17 protein-coding genes are annotated in these 17,057 nt (G+C 70.3%); 11 read left to right on the top strand and 6 right to left on the bottom strand.

The features are described from left to right. Positions 1–84: 84 nt before the first annotated feature. The 6 genes from AB0C19_RS06300 to AB0C19_RS06275 all read left to right on the top strand — a co-directional run bounded on the left by AB0C19_RS06300 (position 85) and on the right by AB0C19_RS06275 (position 5,623). Positions 85–849 (top strand): glucose 1-dehydrogenase, encoded by a 765-nt coding sequence (locus tag AB0C19_RS06300; RefSeq protein ID WP_357180287.1) that lies wholly within the window; start codon positions 85–87, stop codon positions 847–849. 37 nt (positions 850–886) lie between these two features. Beyond that, the gene (locus tag AB0C19_RS06295; protein WP_357180284.1) at positions 887–2,380 is read left to right on the top strand and encodes a DHA2 family efflux MFS transporter permease subunit; all 1,494 of its coding nucleotides are present in this window, start codon (positions 887–889) and stop codon (positions 2,378–2,380) included. 64 nt (positions 2,381–2,444) lie between these two features. Then, a complete protein-coding gene (locus AB0C19_RS06290) occupies positions 2,445–3,077 on the top strand; it encodes a TetR/AcrR family transcriptional regulator (protein WP_357180281.1) in 633 nt (210 codons plus the stop codon). 39 nt (positions 3,078–3,116) lie between these two features. Further along, positions 3,117–4,040: a sigma-70 family RNA polymerase sigma factor gene (locus tag AB0C19_RS06285; protein ID WP_357180278.1), complete on the top strand. Its 924-nt coding sequence runs from the start codon at positions 3,117–3,119 to the stop codon at positions 4,038–4,040. Positions 4,041–4,153: 113 nt separating this feature from the next. Next, entirely contained in the window at positions 4,154–5,038 is an 885-nt protein-coding gene (locus AB0C19_RS06280) for an alpha/beta hydrolase (protein ID WP_357180275.1), read from the top strand. Positions 5,039–5,161: 123 nt separating this feature from the next. Then, on the top strand, positions 5,162–5,623 hold the full coding sequence (locus tag AB0C19_RS06275) for a DUF5709 domain-containing protein (protein ID WP_357180272.1): 462 nt from the start codon (positions 5,162–5,164) through the stop codon (positions 5,621–5,623). A 51-nt stretch (positions 5,624–5,674) separates the two neighbouring features. Here the strand turns inward: AB0C19_RS06275 and AB0C19_RS06270 are convergent, their stop codons facing one another. The 6 genes from AB0C19_RS06270 to AB0C19_RS06245 all read right to left on the bottom strand — a co-directional run bounded on the left by AB0C19_RS06270 (position 5,675) and on the right by AB0C19_RS06245 (position 12,732). Further along, positions 5,675–7,255: a DHA2 family efflux MFS transporter permease subunit gene (locus tag AB0C19_RS06270; protein WP_357180269.1), complete on the bottom strand. Its 1,581-nt coding sequence runs from the start codon at positions 7,253–7,255 to the stop codon at positions 5,675–5,677. A gap of 569 nt (positions 7,256–7,824) precedes the next feature. Then, a complete protein-coding gene (locus AB0C19_RS06265; RefSeq protein ID WP_357180266.1) occupies positions 7,825–9,075 on the bottom strand; it encodes a DUF222 domain-containing protein in 1,251 nt (416 codons plus the stop codon). Between the two features lie 127 nt (positions 9,076–9,202). Further along, on the bottom strand, positions 9,203–9,778 hold the full coding sequence (locus tag AB0C19_RS06260) for a DinB family protein (RefSeq protein WP_357180263.1): 576 nt from the start codon (positions 9,776–9,778) through the stop codon (positions 9,203–9,205). A 72-nt stretch (positions 9,779–9,850) separates the two neighbouring features. Further along, a complete protein-coding gene (locus AB0C19_RS06255) occupies positions 9,851–10,372 on the bottom strand; it encodes an SMI1/KNR4 family protein (RefSeq protein ID WP_357180260.1) in 522 nt (173 codons plus the stop codon). A gap of 115 nt (positions 10,373–10,487) precedes the next feature. Then, the gene (locus tag AB0C19_RS06250; protein WP_357180256.1) at positions 10,488–11,291 is read right to left on the bottom strand and encodes an IclR family transcriptional regulator C-terminal domain-containing protein; all 804 of its coding nucleotides are present in this window, start codon (positions 11,289–11,291) and stop codon (positions 10,488–10,490) included. 4 nt (positions 11,292–11,295) lie between these two features. Beyond that, positions 11,296–12,732, bottom strand: coding sequence for an amidohydrolase family protein (locus AB0C19_RS06245; RefSeq protein WP_357180254.1), 1,437 nt, complete (start codon positions 12,730–12,732; stop codon positions 11,296–11,298). Between the two features lie 196 nt (positions 12,733–12,928). On the opposite strand from AB0C19_RS06245, the gene AB0C19_RS06240 reads away from it, so the two are divergent. The 5 genes from AB0C19_RS06240 to AB0C19_RS06220 are packed head-to-tail and all read left to right on the top strand — an operon-like array spanning position 12,929 to position 17,035. Then, complete coding sequence (locus AB0C19_RS06240; protein WP_357180251.1) at positions 12,929–14,065, top strand: CoA transferase; 1,137 nt, start codon at positions 12,929–12,931, stop codon at positions 14,063–14,065. Next, positions 14,050–14,820 carry a citryl-CoA lyase gene (locus tag AB0C19_RS06235; RefSeq protein ID WP_357180248.1) on the top strand — a complete coding sequence of 257 codons (771 nt, stop codon included), beginning with the start codon at positions 14,050–14,052 and terminating at the stop codon, positions 14,818–14,820. The genes AB0C19_RS06240 and AB0C19_RS06235 overlap by 16 nt, the downstream gene beginning before the upstream one ends. Before the next feature lie 30 nt (positions 14,821–14,850). Then, positions 14,851–15,714, top strand: coding sequence for an extradiol ring-cleavage dioxygenase (locus tag AB0C19_RS06230; RefSeq protein WP_238682502.1), 864 nt, complete (start codon positions 14,851–14,853; stop codon positions 15,712–15,714). Beyond that, a complete protein-coding gene (locus tag AB0C19_RS06225; RefSeq protein ID WP_357180244.1) occupies positions 15,711–16,073 on the top strand; it encodes a hypothetical protein in 363 nt (120 codons plus the stop codon). The genes AB0C19_RS06230 and AB0C19_RS06225 overlap by 4 nt, the downstream gene beginning before the upstream one ends. Next, on the top strand, positions 16,070–17,035 hold the full coding sequence (locus AB0C19_RS06220; protein WP_357180241.1) for a zinc-binding alcohol dehydrogenase family protein: 966 nt from the start codon (positions 16,070–16,072) through the stop codon (positions 17,033–17,035). The genes AB0C19_RS06225 and AB0C19_RS06220 overlap by 4 nt, the downstream gene beginning before the upstream one ends. Positions 17,036–17,057: the final 22 nt, after the last annotated feature.

Below are 17,057 nucleotides of genomic sequence, written 5' to 3'. Positions count from 1 at the left end.
GCTGATGCGGACGACGATCGTCCGCTACGGCCAGCATTCAGCTGCGGACACACCCCAGCCTCTACGCCCAGAGAAGGATCAACCATGTCCGAACGCTTCGCAAACAAGGTCATTCTGGTCACCGGTGCCACCTCCGGTATGGGGCGTGCCCTCGTGGAACGAGTCGCCGCCGAAGGCGCGAAGGTCGTCCTGGCGGCACGTGGCAAGGAAGCCGGCGAGGCACTCGCCGCCACCCTGCGCTCCACCGGCGCAGACGCGATCTTTGTCCCGACCAATGTGACCGTCGGAGCCGAGATGGCGAAGCTGGTGCAGCGGGCGGTCGACCACTACGGCCGGCTCGACGGCGTGTTCAACAACGTGGGAGCGGCCACCGCGCTCGGTCCGATCACTGAGATCGGCCCGGACGCCTGGGACGCCGAGATGGCGCTCAACCTGAGCAGCGTCTTCTTCGGGCTCAAGTACCAGATCCCAGCGCTGCAGACCTCCGGCGGCGGCTCGATCGTGAACAACGCCTCCGTCAGTGGTGTCACCGGATCTGCCGGCCTCGCCTCCTACAGCGCCGCCAAGCATGGCGTCGTCGGGCTCACCCGGTCGGCGGCACTCGAGGTGGCCACCACGGGTGTACGGATCAACGCGCTCGTCACCGGCGGCGTCGACACCCCTCTGCTACGGCGCAACCTGGGCCCGAACCCGGAGGAGGCCCTCCAAATGGGCAACGCCATGCACCCCGTGGGCCGGATCGGACGGCCCGACGAGGTCGCCGCGCTGGCGGCCTTCCTGCTGAGCGACGAAGCGCCGTTCATCACCGGTGCCGCTCTCGCGATCGATGGCGGCCTTACCGCCGCATGACGGCCCGGTGCCCATCACCTCTCCCGAAGGAACAATGATGCCCACTCGTCACAAGGCTCCGAACTCGCAGCGGTGGAGAGCCCTCTTCTTCGTCTCGATCGCCCAACTGATGGTCGTTCTCGACGGCGCGGTCATGAACATCGCTCTCCCCTCTGCGCAGCAGGCACTGCACTTCACCGACGGCAGTCGTCAGTGGGTGGTCACCGCGTACGGTCTCGCCTTCGGTGGCCTCCTGCTGGTGGGCGGCCGGGTCGGTGACATGGTGGGGCGCAAACGCGTCTTCCTGTTCGCGCTGGCAGGCTTCGCGATCGCCTCGGCGATCGGCGGCCTGGCGGCCAACGTGGAGATGCTGCTGGTCGCCCGTGCGCTGCAGGGGGTCTTCGCGGCCCTGCTCGCGCCGGCCGCGCTCTCGCTGATCTCCCTGCTGTTCACACAGCCGCGGGAACGAGCGAAGGCCTTCGGCGTGTTCGCCGCGGTCTCGATCGCCGGTGGCGCCGTCGGTCTGATCGCCGGCGGTCTGCTCACCCAGTACCTGAACTGGCGTTTCGCTATGTTCATCCTGGTTCCGATCGCGATCATCGGGATTGTGGGCGCCATCTCCACGGTGCACGACGACGGTGAGCGACACCGTGCCCGGCTCGACATCCCCGGCGTGCTGCTGGCCAGCCTCGGTCTCGTCGGTCTGGTCTACGGTTTCAGCGCCGCGGAGAGCCACGGCTGGTCGGCGGCTACGACCATCGGATCCTTCGTCGCCGGCGCGCTGCTTCTGGCGGCCTTCGTCGTGGTGCAGTCACGGGTGAAGGCTCCGCTGCTCCCACTGGGAGTCCTGAGCGAACGCAACCGGGCAGCCGCCTACCTTTCGGTGGGTCTCGCCATTGTCAGCATGTTCGGAATGTTCCTTCTGCTGAGCTACTACTTCCAGCAGGTCAAGGGATGGTCGCCGGTCATGGCCGGCCTGGCGTTCATGCCGATGGCGGTGCTGCAGGCTCTCGGGGCCACGCAGGTCGGCGCCCGACTCGCGCACCGGATCGCTCCACGGCCGATCATGGTCGGCGGCTACCTCGTCAGCGCGGCCGGCCTCGTCCTGCTCGCCCTCCTCGACGCCGACAGCGGCTTCTTGGAGATCGCGATCGCCGAGGCGGTGGTCGGAATTGGCGTCGGCACCGCGTTCATGCCCGCGATGAGCATCTCCACCCACGGCGTCGCGCCCGCCGACGTCGGTGTCGCCTCCGCGATGATCAGTTCGTCGCAACAGGTCGGGGGGTCGATCGGCGTCGCGCTGCTCAACACCGTCGCGACCGGCTCCACCGCCTCTTACCTGGTCACTCACGGCGGTACGGCGGCCCCCCTCCACGTCCAGAACCAGGCGTTGATGCATGGCTACTCGGCCGCGTACTGGCTGGCCACCATCTTCGTCGTGGCCGCGGCACTGGTCTCCGCGATCATGGTCAACGCGGGCGCACCGGAGCTACCGCCGACCACGGCGTCGGACGACGTCGCGCCTGTCGGCGTCCCGGTGCCCGTCCACTGAGCGCGTCGAGGCGGTCGCGGACAACAATCGGACGAGCCGCGTCCGCTTGTGCTACGCTTTCCGGATGCCTGATCTGGATCCGGCGTCGGGCGTCCGGGCGGACGCCCGGCAGAACCGACGCCAACTGATCATCGCGACCAGGGAGGCAATCGCCGCCCGCGGGCTCGACGTCTCGGCTCTGGACATCGCAACAGCGGCCGGCGTGGGGGTGGGGACGTTGTACCGGCGCTTCGGGACCAAGGAGGCGCTGCTCGACAACGCGGTGCTCGGCCTCTACGACGAGTTGTGCGACACCGCACGAGCCTGCCTGGAGCGCCCGGATCCGTGGGACGGAATGGCGGAGTTCGTGCTGGAGCTGGCCGGGGCCCACCGGGACAGCCGCGGCCTGGCCGAGGTCACCGCGGCCTGCGAAAGGCCGCCGACACCCGAACTCGCGCAGCGCACCGTCGCGTTGCAGGAGGCCGTCACCCAACTGACCGAGCGAGCACACGCGGCGGGTGATCTCCGCGCCGACGTAACCTGGCAGGACGTCATGCTCTGCTCACGCGCGGCGCTGGACACCGACCACTGCCTCGGCGTCGACGCAGGGCCCGACGGGTGGCGTCGAGTCGTCACGGTCCTGCTCGACGGCATGCGCGCCCCCGGCCGCACTCCTCTCCAAGGGCCGGCACCGCAGGTCCGCCCGGAAGGGGCATGATCCACTCAAGTCCTCGGGAACCCACAGGAGGATGTACGCGTGACGCAGAGCGACGGGGAACTGGTCGTGCTCGCGCAGGCGGGAGACGCGGCCGCGCTGGGGGCGCTGCTGGCCCGGCACGAGGCCGGGATGCGGGCCGTAGCGCTGAGCGTCCTGGGTTACGGGCCGGACGCCGAGGACGCGGTGCAGGACTCGATGGTCGTCGCCCTGCGTCGCATCGGCGAGATCCGCGACCCGGGCGCCGTCGGCCCCTGGTTGCGGGCCATCGTCCGCAACAACAGCCGGATGGCGTTGCGCGGGCCCAGAGCCGTCCCGGTCGCCGAACCCGAGTGGCTCACCGGTCCCGCCGACACACCCACCCCGGAAGAGGCACTGGACCGGGCCGCGATGCGCGACTGGGTGTGGCACTCCATCGGGCAGCTGTCCGAACCTGACCGGCTCGTCACCCTGCTGCGGTACTTCAGCGACGCGTCCTCGTACGAGCAGATCGCGGCCGTGTGTGGCGTACCGGTCGGCACCGTCCGCAGCCGCCTCAGCCACGCCCGCCGGGCGCTCGCCGGTGGCCTGCGGACGGCGGCGGACGCGGCGCACACGGACGTCGCCGCCTCGAACGACTCGCGGTGGCGGGAGGGCCGCGACATGATCACCACGGCGATGGGCGGCGACTTCGAGCGGGTGGTCCGCGAGAGCTGGTGGCCGGACGCCAAGCTGATCGTGCCGGGCGGCCCGCGGGGTGGCCGTGACCTGGCGATCAGCGGCATGAACCGCGACCTGGCCGCCGGGGTACGTCAGCGGTTGCGCAACGTGGCGGCCAGCGGCGACGTGCTGATCTGGGAGACCGACCTGATCAGCCCACCCGACGACCCGGAGCACTGCCCGCCCGCGGCGCTGTGGCTGCAGGTGCTGCGCGAGGGCCGGGTGCGCCAACTCACCCTCTTCCACCCCGTCCCCGCGCTGGCCTGAAAAAACTTCCCCGGCCGAGCGAACTTTCCCCTCGACCCGCGCATCTGGTCCGTGTCATGCACCAGTTGCCGTGTCGGCGGACGCCACGCGGGTCTCGGATCGGGAGATAGTTCATGGGTTCCACCAGCCACGACGTCAGCGCCCTCGCACCCGGTGCCCACACGTTCACAGTGGATGGCGTTCGGCAGGTCTACCACGTCGCCGGCAGCGGCCCGGTCTGCGTCGCGCACTCCGGCGGGCCGGGCATCGAGTGGGCGTATCTGCGGACGCCCAGCCTTGAGACGCACTTCACAATGGTCTACGTCGAGCCGGTGGGCACTGGCGCGTCGGGGCAGCTCGACAACCCCGAAGACTACCGTCTCGACGCATATGTCCGGTTCCTGCACGCCGTCATCGAGCATCTCGGCGAACCCCGCGTGTACCTCCTCGGGCACTCGCACGGCGGTTTCGTCGTCCAGCGGTACGCGCTCGCCCACCCGGACCGGCTTTCCGGCCTCGCCCTGTACGACACCTCGCCCGTCACCGGCGCCGAGTTCTGGGGCGAAGCCATGGCCGGCCTCGCCGCCTACCCGCAGCGGCACCCGGACCGGCCGGAGGCGGCGGCGGTCCCGGCTGCCTTCGCGCAGATCGGCGGCGCGACGGACGACGAGTCGCTGGGGGCCGCTCTGCGCGCCGCCCTGCCCGTGTACTTCGCGGACTTCTGGGGCCGGCAGGACGAGTTCGCCAGGTTTCAGGCGGCCGTCCGAATCTGGGCGACGCCGGCCGGCGCGCAGGACCCCACGCCCTTCGACGTGCGGGAGAACCTCGCTGAGATCACAGTGCCGGTCGTGGTGATCGTCGGGGCGCACGACTTCATCTGCGGCCCCCGCTGGGCCGAGCAGTTGCACGCGGGGCTTCCGGACTCGCGGCTGGTGACGCTGGAACGAAGCGGACACTTCGCGCACATCGAGCAGCCGGTGGAGTTCACCGACGCCGTGGCGGAGCTGCTGAAGCGGTGACCGCACCGCGGCAACAGCGCCCCCCGAGGTCGGTTCGTCACAGCGGGCAGGCCTCGGGGTGCGGGCGCGTTGCACGGTCATAGGCTGAGCGCTTTGCTGCACCGTGACGAAGAGGAGACCGCCGTGAGCCAGACCGAACGGATGGATTCCGTCGACGAGTGGAACGTGGCCGAGGACGACGGGGTCTTGGACGCCTCCGACACCCTCGACGACGATCGGGTCGGCGACCCCCTCGACACCGGCATCATCGCCGAGGACCACTGGACCGCGGCAAACCGGTTCGGCACCACGCCGGCCGAGGAGCGGGCGGGCGAGTCCCTGGAGCAACACCTCGCCCAGGAGGTGCCGGATGTCGACCCGTACGCCGAGGGTGGCGACGACGAGGACGAGCTGACCCGCCGGGGGTACGAGGCGGAAGCACGCGCCGGCCGTCTCGTCGCCTACGACGAGGGCGTCCGCGAGGACGACGAGGCCGAGTCGGTGGCGTGGGACGCCGGTATCGACGCGGGTGCCGCCAGCGCGGAGGAAGCGGCGATCCACCTGGTCGACGACCCGGACGGGCCCGGCGACGGTCCGTTGCGCTGACCCCGTACCCGCCGCGCCCGGCATCTGAGGTGCCGGGCGCGGCGGGGTCGGTCAGTGGATGACGACGGGCGTCCTGACCTGCTCGCCCTGCGGGTCGTCGAGCTGCGCCGGCTGACGTCGGCGCGGCAGGAACAACGCCGGGATGATCGTGAGCACGACCAACGCGAACGCGACCCAGAACGTGCTGGCGAACGACTTGGCGGCGAAGTCCAGACCACGCTCGATGAGCGACGGGTCCACCGGCATCTGCTGAAGCAACTCCGGCCGCTGCTGGGAGGCGATGGCCAACCCGGCCTCGGTGACCGGCTTGCCGCTCTCGTCCACCAGGCCGGGGATCGGCCGGGACCCGTTCAGCTCGTTGGTGAGGATCACCGACATCACGGCGGCGCCGACCGAGCCGCCGATCTGCTGGAGGATGTTGACCAGCGTCGAGCCGCGGGCCACCTCCTGCGCCTGCAACGTCCGCAGCGCGGACGTCATGATCGGCATCATCGTGCCGCCCATGCCCAGACCCATCACGAACAGCGAACCGCCGAGCAGCCAGTACGAGGTCTGCGGGTCGACCTGGGTGAAACCGAAGAACCCGACGACGATGAGCCCCAGCGCGAACGGGACGGTACGCCCGATCGGGACCCGGTCGGCCAGCGTGCCGGCGATCGGCATGGTGATCATCGCGCCGATGCCCTGCGGCGCCATCAGCAGGCCTGCGGCCAGCGTCGACTCACCACGCACCTGCAGGAAGTAGCTCGGGAACAGCAGGCCGGCGCCCATGAACGCGATGATGAACACGAACATCGTCACCGACGCGATGGTCAGACTGCGGTTGCTGAACAGCCGCAGGTCGAGCAGCGGGTGCCGGGGCTTGAACGAGTAGAGCACGAACGCCACCACCAGCGCGCCGCCGACCAGCATCGGGGCCCAGACCTTGGCCTCGGCGAAGGTGCCCGCCTCCGGCAGGGACGAGACGCCGTAGAGGAAGAGGGCGAGACCCGGCGAGAGCATGAGCATGCCGACGAAGTCGAACGACTCGGACGGCTCGGGCGCGTCCTTCGGCAGCGCGAACTGCGCGTAGATCAGTGCGATCACGCCGATCGGCAGATTGATCAGGAAGATCCAGTGCCAGCTCGCGGTGTCGATCAGCCAGCCGCCGAGGATCGGGCCGCCGATCGGCCCCAGCAGCATCGGGATGCCGAGGACCGCCATCAACCGGCCGATCCGGTGCGGCCCGGCCGCCCGGGTCATGATGGTCATGCCCAGCGGCATGAGCATGCCGCCACCGAGGCCCTGCAGGACCCGGAAGCCGATCAGCTCGCCGATCGTGTCGGCCATGGCGCAGAGCCCCGAGCCGATAGTGAACAGGGCCAGCGCCACCATGTAGAGGCGTTTGGTGCCGAACCGGTCCGCCGCCCACCCGCTGAGCGGAATCACTGTGGCGAGCGCGAGGGTGTAGGCGGTCATGGTCCAGGCCACGCGGGCGTAGGACGCGTCGAACTCGCTCTGGAATTTGGGCAGCGCCACGCTGACCACCGTCACGTCGAGGATCGACATGATCGCGCCGAGGACGACGACGCCCGCCACCTTGAGCACCGCGGCGTCGAGTTTGTCCGATGTCGCGAGGGATTGCTGTGTCACTAACTCTCCTGAAGTCGATTGAGCCGGCCGACGGTGGGCGGTGGCGGCGATGCCGCGCCAACCGGGCGCGGGGCGCGAGGTGCCAGGACGACGACGCGCGGAGGAAGACTAACCGCCAGCTGTGACGATTCGCCGCCGGTTTTCGTGACGGCCCGGCCGCGTATCCGAACGGCCGTGCGACTGTGGCCGGACGTCGGGGTGGCAATCAGTCGGCAGAGTCGCGAGCTAGGTGTTTCGCCCAGTGCGGCCCGGGGGGTCGGCTGTGCGGCTGTGCGGCTGTGCGGCTGCCAAGCGATCACCGTCGTGAGGGTTGGCACGTCCACCCACGGCACAGCGGCGAGGTCGAACCGAGAATCGCGCTGGCCCCCGGCACGAACGAGGGAGTCGGGTACGAGATCGCGGCGGAGCTGCGTGCCGGGCCCTGGTTGCGCGTCTCCCTCCGCCTCGGTGGACGCGCGGGCGTGGGGCCGTGCCGGGTGGGCACTCCATCGGCCCACTGGCCGTGGGGCGTGCGGGGCTGGCCACTCGAACGGCCTGCTGACCGGGGTGATCGTGCGTGCTGGTGATGCTCACGTCCGTCGGTGGTAGTGGTTGCGGCGGGGGACCTGTTCGGGGTCGAGCCAGGCCGGTGGCACGAACTCGGGGTGGCCGTCGCCTGCCAGCCGCACCGCCCAGTCGCTGTGGTGCAGGTGCCGGTGGTGGTGGCCGCAGAGCAGGACGGCGTTGGCGAGGCTGGTGTCGCCGCCGTCGGCCCAGTGGTGGATGTGGTGGGCGTCGCACCAGCGCGGTGGTCGGTCGCAGCCCGGGAAGGCGCAGCCCCCGTCCCGCAGCACCAGGGCTCGCCGGAGGGAGCCGGTGATGAGACGACGTTGTCGGCCAAGATCGAGTGGTTGGCCGGCTCCGTTGAGGACTGCGGGGAGGATGGCGGCGTCGCAGGCGAGGCCGCGCACGGCCTCGGGGGTGAGGCGCAGGCCGGTGTCGAGGGCACCGCTGCCGAGTTGCCGGGTCAACCCGTCGTAGCTGGTGGTGACGACGATCTGGGCGGGATCACCACCGTGCTCGGGCAACTCGCCGGTGCGCAGGGCGAGGCGGCACACGTCGCTGAGAGCGTCGTGCCGGCGTTGCCCGGGAGAGCGCTGGTCGTCAGGGCCCGAGGGTGCGCTGAGCGGGTCGATGGCGGCACGGAGCAGCCCAGCGGTCTCGGTGTCGAGGATGCCGGTGAGTCGCAGCCGGCCATCGCTGAGGGTGGAGAGGGTGAGGTGGCGGTCGCGGGCGGCACGGCGGGCCTCGGCGTCCAGGGCTGCTTGGGCGGCGGCGTCGGCGATGTCGGGTGCGACGTGGTCGAGGATGCGGGTGCTGAGTTTGCGTAAGAGGGTGGGATCGAACTGCCCGGCCCACTCGACGAGCACTCCGACTGCCTTGTCGGCAGCCTCGGGGCCAGCGGCGGTCTGCACGCTGTCGACCGTGTCGGCGATGAGCCGGGCCTGATCGACGGCGATGTGGCCATCGGCCAGTGCGTGGCGTACCCCAGGGTTGCCGGTGTCCAGAACCTCCGCGAGGTCGACGAGGCGGCGGGCGGCGGGGATGGTGAGGCGTAACCGTTCGCGGAGCCAGACCGCAGTGGAGGAGGCGCCCTGCGCGGTGGGGACGCCTCGGCCGTCGAGCTCACGGATCAGAGCCAGTTTCACCGCCGCGAGCCGCTGCTCGATGCGGTGAGCGGTGTCGAGTGCGGCGATCAACTCGTCCTCGGATCGTGCCCACGTGGGCGTATCGGCGCAGGCCGCGATGGCGTCCTCTGCCTGCGTCAACTCTTCAACCACGACCCGAACCTAGTACATCTGTACGACACTTTCAGTCATCATGATCGACCCGCGGCAGGCCGGCCCAGGCGGCAGGCCGGCTATTTGGCTGCCATGACCGGCAGAGAACAAACCGTTGAAACAGGGCCTAGCTGCTGCGCTTGCTGGCGTCGAGGGCAGCCTGCTCCACTCGCTGGCGGTGGTTCAGCCACCATGACTGGTCCACGGGGGGCAGGTTGTCGTTGGTGGGCAGCAGCCCGGCCGTGCCGTCGATGAGTTCGCGCACGATGTCGGCGTGCCCGGCGTGCCGTTGGGTTTCCGCGATGACGTGGACCAGGACGTGGTGCAACGTGACCGCCGCATCGCCCCACCACGGCACGTGGCCCACCTCATGCAGGGCAAGGGCTTCGATTGTGGTGTCGGCGTGGGCGATCGCGCGACGGTACGTTGCCACGATCTCCTCGCGGGTCTCGTCCGCGCTCGCCCACATGTCGGCGTTGGTCTCCGCCCCGTCGCCGACATACGGCAGCTCCTGCTCGAACGGCCGGCCGAACACGACGCCGAAGTAGAGGATCTCCATGGCCGCCGAGTGCTTCACCAGACCGAGCAAGTTGGTCGCGGTCGGGGTCAACGGACGCCGAATATCGTATTCGCCGAGCCCGTCGAGCTTCCACAGCAGCGACTCGCGGCCGCCCTTCAGGTAGCTGTGCAGGTCCGCCTTCATCGCGGCACTATGGCATCCGCTCGGGTGTCGGCGTTGCCCCGGCTTGCATCATCGGCAGGTCGAACTCCACTGCTACCTCACCGGTGCGTGCGTGTGGAGCAGTGCCTCAAAGGCGGGCACGTGGGCCTGCGCCGCGGTGATCACCTCTGCGGTCGACCGTCGGGCGGAGGCGGTGTGCCGCTGTGCGATTGCCGTGAGCGCTGCGATGGGCTCGGGCACGCGCTCGATGCCGTCGACAGTCTCGAGCGGGCCGACGCCGTTCGCCAGCAACCACAGATAGTCGCCAAGGTCGCGCGCGATGACGGTGTACTCGCCTTCAGAGCCCAGGAAGACGACCGGCTGGCGGTCGAGAGGGTCGTCTGGGTTACGGAGCCAGAAGGCGGCCAGACCACCGGTGCCGTCCTGGCCGAAGGCCCGGAATGGAGGAACGCCGGCCATGGGGCCTTTCGTCCAGCTCTGCCACCACTCCATCATCTCGCCCGACCACATGAACAGGTCGTACGGCTCGAAGTCATGCCCACTGTGCTCGTGGAAGAAGCCCGCCGAATGTGCCTCGACGAGCACCGCGGGCAGCGTCAGGTCCTCGTCCGTCATCGACGCAGTCTAGGGAGTGCCGATCATGGAAGCCACATGATCGCGGCGATCAGGACCATGCTGGATCGGTGGAGGGACACGCGTTTGGCGTAGGGGGTGCGGCCAGGTCACGCCCCTAGACAGTGACCACCGGCACGGCGGCGGTGAGCGCCCAGTCGTGCCCGATGTCGGCGGCCGCGCGCAGCAACCTCGGGAGATGCTCCTCGCGCAGGGTCTCCAGCGAGGTCTCGGCGGCGTGCACCGTCACGTTGATGGCGGCGACGACCCTCCCGTCGCCGTCGCGTACGCCGGTGGCGACGGACCGGATTCCCGGTGCCAGGTCCTGGTCGGCGAGCGCCCAGCCCTTCGCCCGGACCTCGCGCAGCACGGCGTCGAGGTCGCCCGGTGCGGGTTGCCAGCGCGGCGTGATGCCGGAGCGGCTGGGCTCGGCGAGGACGGTCGCCAGCGTGTCCGGTGGGAGGGCCGCGAGCAGCACCTTGCCCATCGACGTCGCGGCTGCCGGGAAGCGGGTGCCGATGGTGACGCCCAGCGTGACGATCTTGGGGACGGCCACCCGGGCGACGTAGACGATGTCGCTGCCGTCGAGCTGGGCCATCGAGGTCGACTCGTTGGTCTGCGCCACGAGTTTCTCCATGTGCGGCCGGGCCACGTCCCACATGTTCAGCGCGTTGACGTACGCCATCCCCAGTTCCAGGACGCGCGGGGTGAGGGTGTGGCCGCGGCCGACCGCGCGGACGTAGCCCAGCGATTCGAGCGTGATGAGGATGCGCCGGACGGTGGGGCGGGCCAGGCCGGTGGCGGTGGCGAGCTCGCTGAGCGTCATCGAGGGGCAGGCGGGACGGAAGGAGCGCAGGACGTCGAGGCCACGGGCGAGAGCCTCGATGAAGTCGGGCCCGGCGCCCCTTCCGTTGTCACTCATGTCCTTAATGCTTCCATTGCGCCGACCCGGCGTCCCACTCGGTGTACTGGTAGGGGTTCTCCAGGATCGCGGTCTCGGGGACGTCCGGGTTCATTCCCCGCTGCCACGCCTCCTCCCCCATCGTCTCGCGCAGGTGGTCGATGGTCGCGGCCACCCTGGCCCGCGCCGCGGCGAGGTCGACGCCGACGAGGCGACCGTCCCGCTTCACGACCCGGCCGCCCACCAGCACCGTGTGCACGTCGGCACGCTGGGCCTGGAAGACGACGTGACCGTGCGGGTTCAGGATCGGGAACATCGCCGGCGAGGCGTCGTTCTTGATCAGGACGACGTCGGCCTGACGGCCGGGGGTGAGGGCGCCGATCGTGGCGTCCATGCCGAGCGCACGGGCGCCGCCTCGGGTGGCCCACTCGACTACCTGCTCCGCGCGCAGGTGACAGTGGGTGATGGTCTCCTGCTTGGCGTGCGCCTCCAGGTGCTCCCGGGAGCGGTCCGCGCCGAGCGTGCTCCGCATCGCGGAGAAGAGGTCGCCGCTCCACCACACGCTGGTGTCCATCGACAGTGACACCGGGATGTCGTGGTGGCGCAACTGCCAGGTGGGCGGATAACCCTGGCCGGCGCTCTGCTCACTCTCGGTCGAGACGGAGACCGAGCCGCCGGTCGCGGCGATCCGGTTGTACGAGTCCTGGGTGAGCGTCGCCGCGTGCACGTACACGGTCGACGGGTTCATGAACCCGTTCTCGTGCATGAGCCGGATGCCGTCGTCGTTGGTGGCGCCCCACACGCCCGCGTGGGTGGTCACCGCGACGCCCAACTCCCGGGCCACCTCGAACGCGGCCCGTTCCGGGAAGGCGGGGTCACCGGTGACGTCGAACGCCAACTGGAAGCCGGCCAGCTTGCCACCGTCGATACGGCGGCGGTGGAAGTCGCGGAACTCCGGCGAGGTGGCCCACTCCCACGGCCCCTGCTGGATGTTGCCGTAGGCGAGCACGAACCGCCCGTCGACCGCCTCCAGGGCGTCCACGGCGGCGTCGGCGTGCTCGGGTGTCTGCAACCCGTGCGACCAGTCGACAGTGGTGGTGACGCCGGCGTCGATCGCCTCGATCGCGCCGAGCAGGTTGCCGGCGTAGACGTCCTCGGGCCGGAACAGCTTGCCCGACTCGAGGTAGTACCAGACGAAGTACTGGGTGAGGGTCCAGTCGGCGCCGTACCCGCGCATCGCGGTCTGCCACAGGTGCCGGTGGGTGTCGACCATGCCGGGCATGACGATGCCGTCGGTGGCGTCGATCTCCAGGGCGTCGTCGGGTGCGGTGAGACCGACGCCGACCTGCGCGATCCGGCCGCCGACGACCAGCACGTCGGCGCCGGGCAGCACCGTGCGCGCGTCGTCCATGGTGAGAACCAGGCCGTTACGGAAGACCACCGGCCGGTCGGTTGCGCTCATTCGCCACCCTCCTTTCGGAGTACGAGGGGAAACCGGACCGTTGTCCGCTGTGCGGCCAGCCCGAGTGGCGCAAGTGTGGTCCCGGTCACGAAGCGTGTCAAGAGCGCGATCCTCTTCGGCGAAAGCCCCGTTGACACGCACTCTGCGGTATCGCAAGCTGTCTCAGCGGACAGGTGTCCGCAGAACGGGCGGAAACATGGTGCAGCATTCGACAGGCCCACTGGCCGGCCTGCTCGTCGCGGACTTCTCCCGGATCCTCGCCGGGCCGTACGCGACGATGCTCCTGGCCGACCTGGGCGCCCAGGTGATCAAAGTGGAGAGCCCCGGTGGCGACGACACCCGCACCTGGATGCCGCCCACCCGCGACGGGATCTCGACGTACTACCTCGGCATCAACCGCAACAAGCGGTCGGTCGCCCTGGATCTCAGGAAACCCGACGACCTGGCCGCCGCACAGGAGTTGGCCCGCCGCGCCGACGTGCTGATCGAGAACTTCCGGCCAGGTGGCCTCGCCCGGTTCGGCCTCGACTACGACACCGTCACCGCGAACAACGACAAGATCGTGTACGCGAGCATCAGCGGCTTCGGCACCGGCGCCGGTAAGGACTTCCCCGGCTACGACCTCATGGTGCAGGCCATCTCGGGCCTGATGAGCCTCACCGGCGACCCGGACGGCTCGCCGTACCGGGCCGGCATCTCCGTCTTCGACGTGATGGCCGGGCTGCACGCCAGCATCGGCATCCTCGCCGCGCTGCACCACCGTGGCGAGACCGGACGAGGCCAGCACGTCGAGGTCAACCTGCTCAGCTCGGCGCTGTCCGGGTTGGTCAACCACTCCAGCGGCTACGTCGCGGGGGGCACCGTCCCGTTCCGAATGGGCAACGCGCACCCCAGCCTCTTCCCGTACGAGCCACTGCCCACCGCCGACGGCGACCTGATCGTCATCGCCGGCAACGACGGGCAGTTCCGCAAGCTCTGCCAGGTGCTCGACCTGCCCGGCCTGCCGGACGACAGCCGTTTCGGGCGCAACCAGGACCGCACGGCCAACCGCGAACAGTTGCGACCCCTGCTCGTCGAACGCCTCGCCAAGCGGACCACTGACGAGTGGTTCCGGGACCTGCTCGCCGCCGGCGTCCCTTGCGCGCCGATAAACACCATCGACGGTGGTGTGGCGCTCGCCGAGGAGCTGGGGCTCGACCCGGTCGTCACCGTCGGAGACGTGCCCGGTGTCCGCAACCCCATCACCTTCTCCGACACCCCGGCCCGGTACGAGCTGCCGCCGCCCGGGCTCGACGAACACGGCGAGGAGATCCGCGCGTGGCTGAAGAACTGAGCTTCCCCACCGGGATCGGCACCTCCGACCCGACCACCATCTCCCTGCTCGGGCAGGACCTGGCCGCCGACCTGATGGGCACTGTGGGCTTCGGCGAGCTGGCATACTGGCTGGTCGCCGGCCGCCGCCCCACCCGAGGTGAGGTACGGGTCTTCGAGGCGGTGCTGGTGGCCCTCGCCGACCACGGCTTCACCCCGACGGCGATCGCCGCCCGACTGACGTACCTGTCCGCGCCCGAGTCGTTGCAGGGCGCCCTCGCCGCCGGCCTGCTCGGCGGCGGCTCCCGCTTCCTCGGTGTCACCGAGGACTGTGGACGCTTCCTCGCCGACACGCTCGCCCAGGCCGGCGAAGTGACCGACTACGACGCGGTGGCGCTCGACGCGGTCACCCGGGCCAAGCAGGAGCGTCGACTGGTCCCCGGGCTCGGACACCCCGTGCACAAGGAGCAGGACCCGCGCACCCCCGTGCTGATCAGGATCGCCACCGAGGAGGGTCTGCACGGCCCGCACCTGCGGCTGTTCGAGGCGATCGGACGCGTACACCAGCAGGTGCTCGGCCGCACCCTGCCGCTCAACGGCGCCGGAGTCTGCGGGGCGGCCCTCGCCGACCTCGGGCTCCCGGTCGAGATGCTGCGCGGTTTCGCCCTGCTGGCCCGCGCGGCGGGGCTGCTCGGGCACATCGCCGAGGAGCGACGGCGACCGCTCGGCATGGACATCTACCGCACCGTCGACCGCAACGCCGTCTACGAACCCTGATCTGCTCCCCCACCCCCGAAAGGAGCGGGAATGGCCTCCATCGTCGCGGTCATCGCCTCCACCCACCACCCCTTCTACTACCGGGCCAGCACCGCCACCGGCGAGGATCGGCCACCGTTCGCCGACGAGTGGACCCGCAAGATCCTGGCGTTCCGGGAGACGTTGACCCGAGCCCGACCCGACGTGCTGGTGATGGTCGGCTCCGACCACTTCCACCAGCTCTGGCTGGACAACATGCCGCAGTTCCTGGTCGGCAAGGCGCCCCACTACGACGCCAACTGGTACAACGAGGAGCGCGAGTTCGGGCTGCCCCGGATGCTGCTCAAGGGCCAGGAGGACCTGTCCGGGCACATCCTGCGGGCCGGGCTCGACGCTGGCTTCGACCTCGCGTTCAGCAACGAGCTGCGCATCGACCACAGCATCACCTGCCCGATCATCACGCTGCGGCCCGAGGCCGACCTGCCGATCGTGCCGATCTACACGAACATCTTCGCGCCGCCGCTGCCGCAGCCGAAGCGCTTCGTCCAGCTCGGCCAGAGCATCCGCGACATCGTCGAGTCGTGGCCGTCGCACCTGCGGGTGGCAGTCATCGGCACCGGCCACCTCTCGTTGGAGCTGGGCGGTCCCCGGCAGTTCGGCCCGCACGGCCCGGACCCGGAGTTCGACCAGCGGGCCGTCGAGTGGATCGCCAACGGCGACCTGGACGAGTGCCTGCGCGAGGTCACCCTGGACAGCCTGCACTCACCGGGCAACGCCACCCACGGCTTCATGGACTTCATGCTGATGATGGGCGTGGCCGGTGCCGGCGTGAAGGCCGACTACGTCGACACCCTCGATCTGTTCCACACCATGGAGGCGTACTTCACCTGGTACCCGAACGGAGCGCCGGCATGAGCAGGTATCTGCTGAACAAGTTCCTCTTCATGATCGACCGGGACCCGGAGCTGGTCGAGCGCTACCGCAGCGAGCCGCGTGAGCTGGTCGCCTGGTGGGAGGCCGAGTGCGCCAACACTGTGCTGAACTGCCACACCGGCGAGGCGAGCACCTGGCTGCGCTTCGACGACGTGGAGCGCGAGGCGTTGGCCACCCACGACCACGTGAAGCTCTTCGAGCTGGGCGCGCACCCGTTCCTCACCCTGACCCTCTTCATCGCCCTCTTCGAGCGGGACAACACCGAGCCGCTGGAATACCAGAAGTCCTACGGCGCGCGGCTGGCCCACTTCTCCATGCCCTACCCGGACATCGCGACGTGATCCGCGCGGCAGTGCTCACCACCTGCGGCGTCGCGCCGACGATCGCCGAGCGGCCGGCGCCCGTGCCGGCCGACGGTGCGGTGGCGGTCACCGTCGAGGCCGTGCCGATCACCCCACTGGACGTGCTCTGCGCCAGCGGCACCAGCTACTTCGGACCGCCGAGCACCCCGTACGTGCCGGGTGTGCAGGGGGTTGGTCGGCTCGCCGACGGCACACCGGTCTGGTTCGGCACGTCGGCCGGCATGCGCTCCGGTGTCGACGGCAGCATGGCGACCACTGTCACAGTGCCGACCGTCGACGTGGTGGCCCTGCCGGCCGGCGTACCGCTCACCCTGCTCGCGGCCCTCGGTCTTTCCGCGGTCGCCGCGCACGCGGCCCTGACCCACGCCGGCGGCCTGGCGGCCGACGACCAGGTCATCGTGCTCGGCGCCGGGGGTGTGGTCGGGCAGGCCGCCGTCCAGCTCGCCCTGCTCGGCGGCGCCCGCCGCGTCATCGCCGTGGCCCGCTCTGCCGCGGCGCGGGCCCGCGCCGAGGAGCTCGGCGCCGCCGTCGCCGTCCCGCTGCTTCCCGACGACGATGTGGCGTCGATGGCCGACCGGCTGCGCCACGCCGCCGACGGGCCGGTCGACCTCGTCCTCGACCCGGTCTTCGGTGTTCCGGCCGCGGCGGCGCTGCGGATGCTGCGCCCGGGTGGGCGGCTGGTCAACCTGGGTAGCGCGGCCGGCGCGACGGCACCCATCGAGTCCGCCGTGCTGCGCAGCGGCGCACTGCGGATGATCGGCTACACGAACAACGGGTTGTCGACCGCCGACCGGGCCGCGGCGCTGACAGTGGTGGCCGGGCACGCGGCGGCCGGCCGGCTCACCGTCGACCACGAGATAGTGCCGTTCGACGCCATCGCGGACGCCTGGGCCCGGCAGGACGCCGGCACCACGGCCGGCCGGATCGTCCTCGCGCTCTGAGGTGTCGGATCCCAGCCAGGGA

The organism is Micromonospora sp. NPDC048842 (assembly GCF_040649935.1).
Lineage (GTDB): Bacteria > Actinomycetota > Actinomycetes > Mycobacteriales > Micromonosporaceae > Micromonospora > Micromonospora hortensis.
Note: the sequence above shows the minus strand (reverse complement) of the source record. Positions and strands in the feature narration are given on the sequence as shown.

Bases quoted from the DNA above. Each gene is read 5' to 3' on its own strand.
- AB0C19_RS06300 (WP_357180287.1), top strand. From the start codon at position 85: ATGTCCGAACGCTTCGCAAACAAGGTCATTCTGGTCACCGGTGCCACC.
- AB0C19_RS06295 (WP_357180284.1), top strand. From the start codon at position 887: ATGCCCACTCGTCACAAGGCTCCGAACTCGCAGCGGTGGAGAGCCCTC.
- AB0C19_RS06290 (WP_357180281.1), top strand. From the start codon at position 2,445: ATGCCTGATCTGGATCCGGCGTCGGGCGTCCGGGCGGACGCCCGGCAG.
- AB0C19_RS06280 (WP_357180275.1), top strand. From the start codon at position 4,154: ATGGGTTCCACCAGCCACGACGTCAGCGCCCTCGCACCCGGTGCCCAC.
- AB0C19_RS06260 (WP_357180263.1), bottom strand. From the start codon at position 9,778: ATGAAGGCGGACCTGCACAGCTACCTGAAGGGCGGCCGCGAGTCGCTG.
- AB0C19_RS06255 (WP_357180260.1), bottom strand. From the start codon at position 10,372: ATGACGGACGAGGACCTGACGCTGCCCGCGGTGCTCGTCGAGGCACAT.
- AB0C19_RS06250 (WP_357180256.1), bottom strand. From the start codon at position 11,291: ATGAGTGACAACGGAAGGGGCGCCGGGCCCGACTTCATCGAGGCTCTC.
- AB0C19_RS06245 (WP_357180254.1), bottom strand. From the start codon at position 12,732: ATGAGCGCAACCGACCGGCCGGTGGTCTTCCGTAACGGCCTGGTTCTC.
- AB0C19_RS06240 (WP_357180251.1), top strand. From the start codon at position 12,929: ATGGTGCAGCATTCGACAGGCCCACTGGCCGGCCTGCTCGTCGCGGAC.
- AB0C19_RS06230 (WP_238682502.1), top strand. From the start codon at position 14,851: ATGGCCTCCATCGTCGCGGTCATCGCCTCCACCCACCACCCCTTCTAC.
- AB0C19_RS06225 (WP_357180244.1), top strand. From the start codon at position 15,711: ATGAGCAGGTATCTGCTGAACAAGTTCCTCTTCATGATCGACCGGGAC.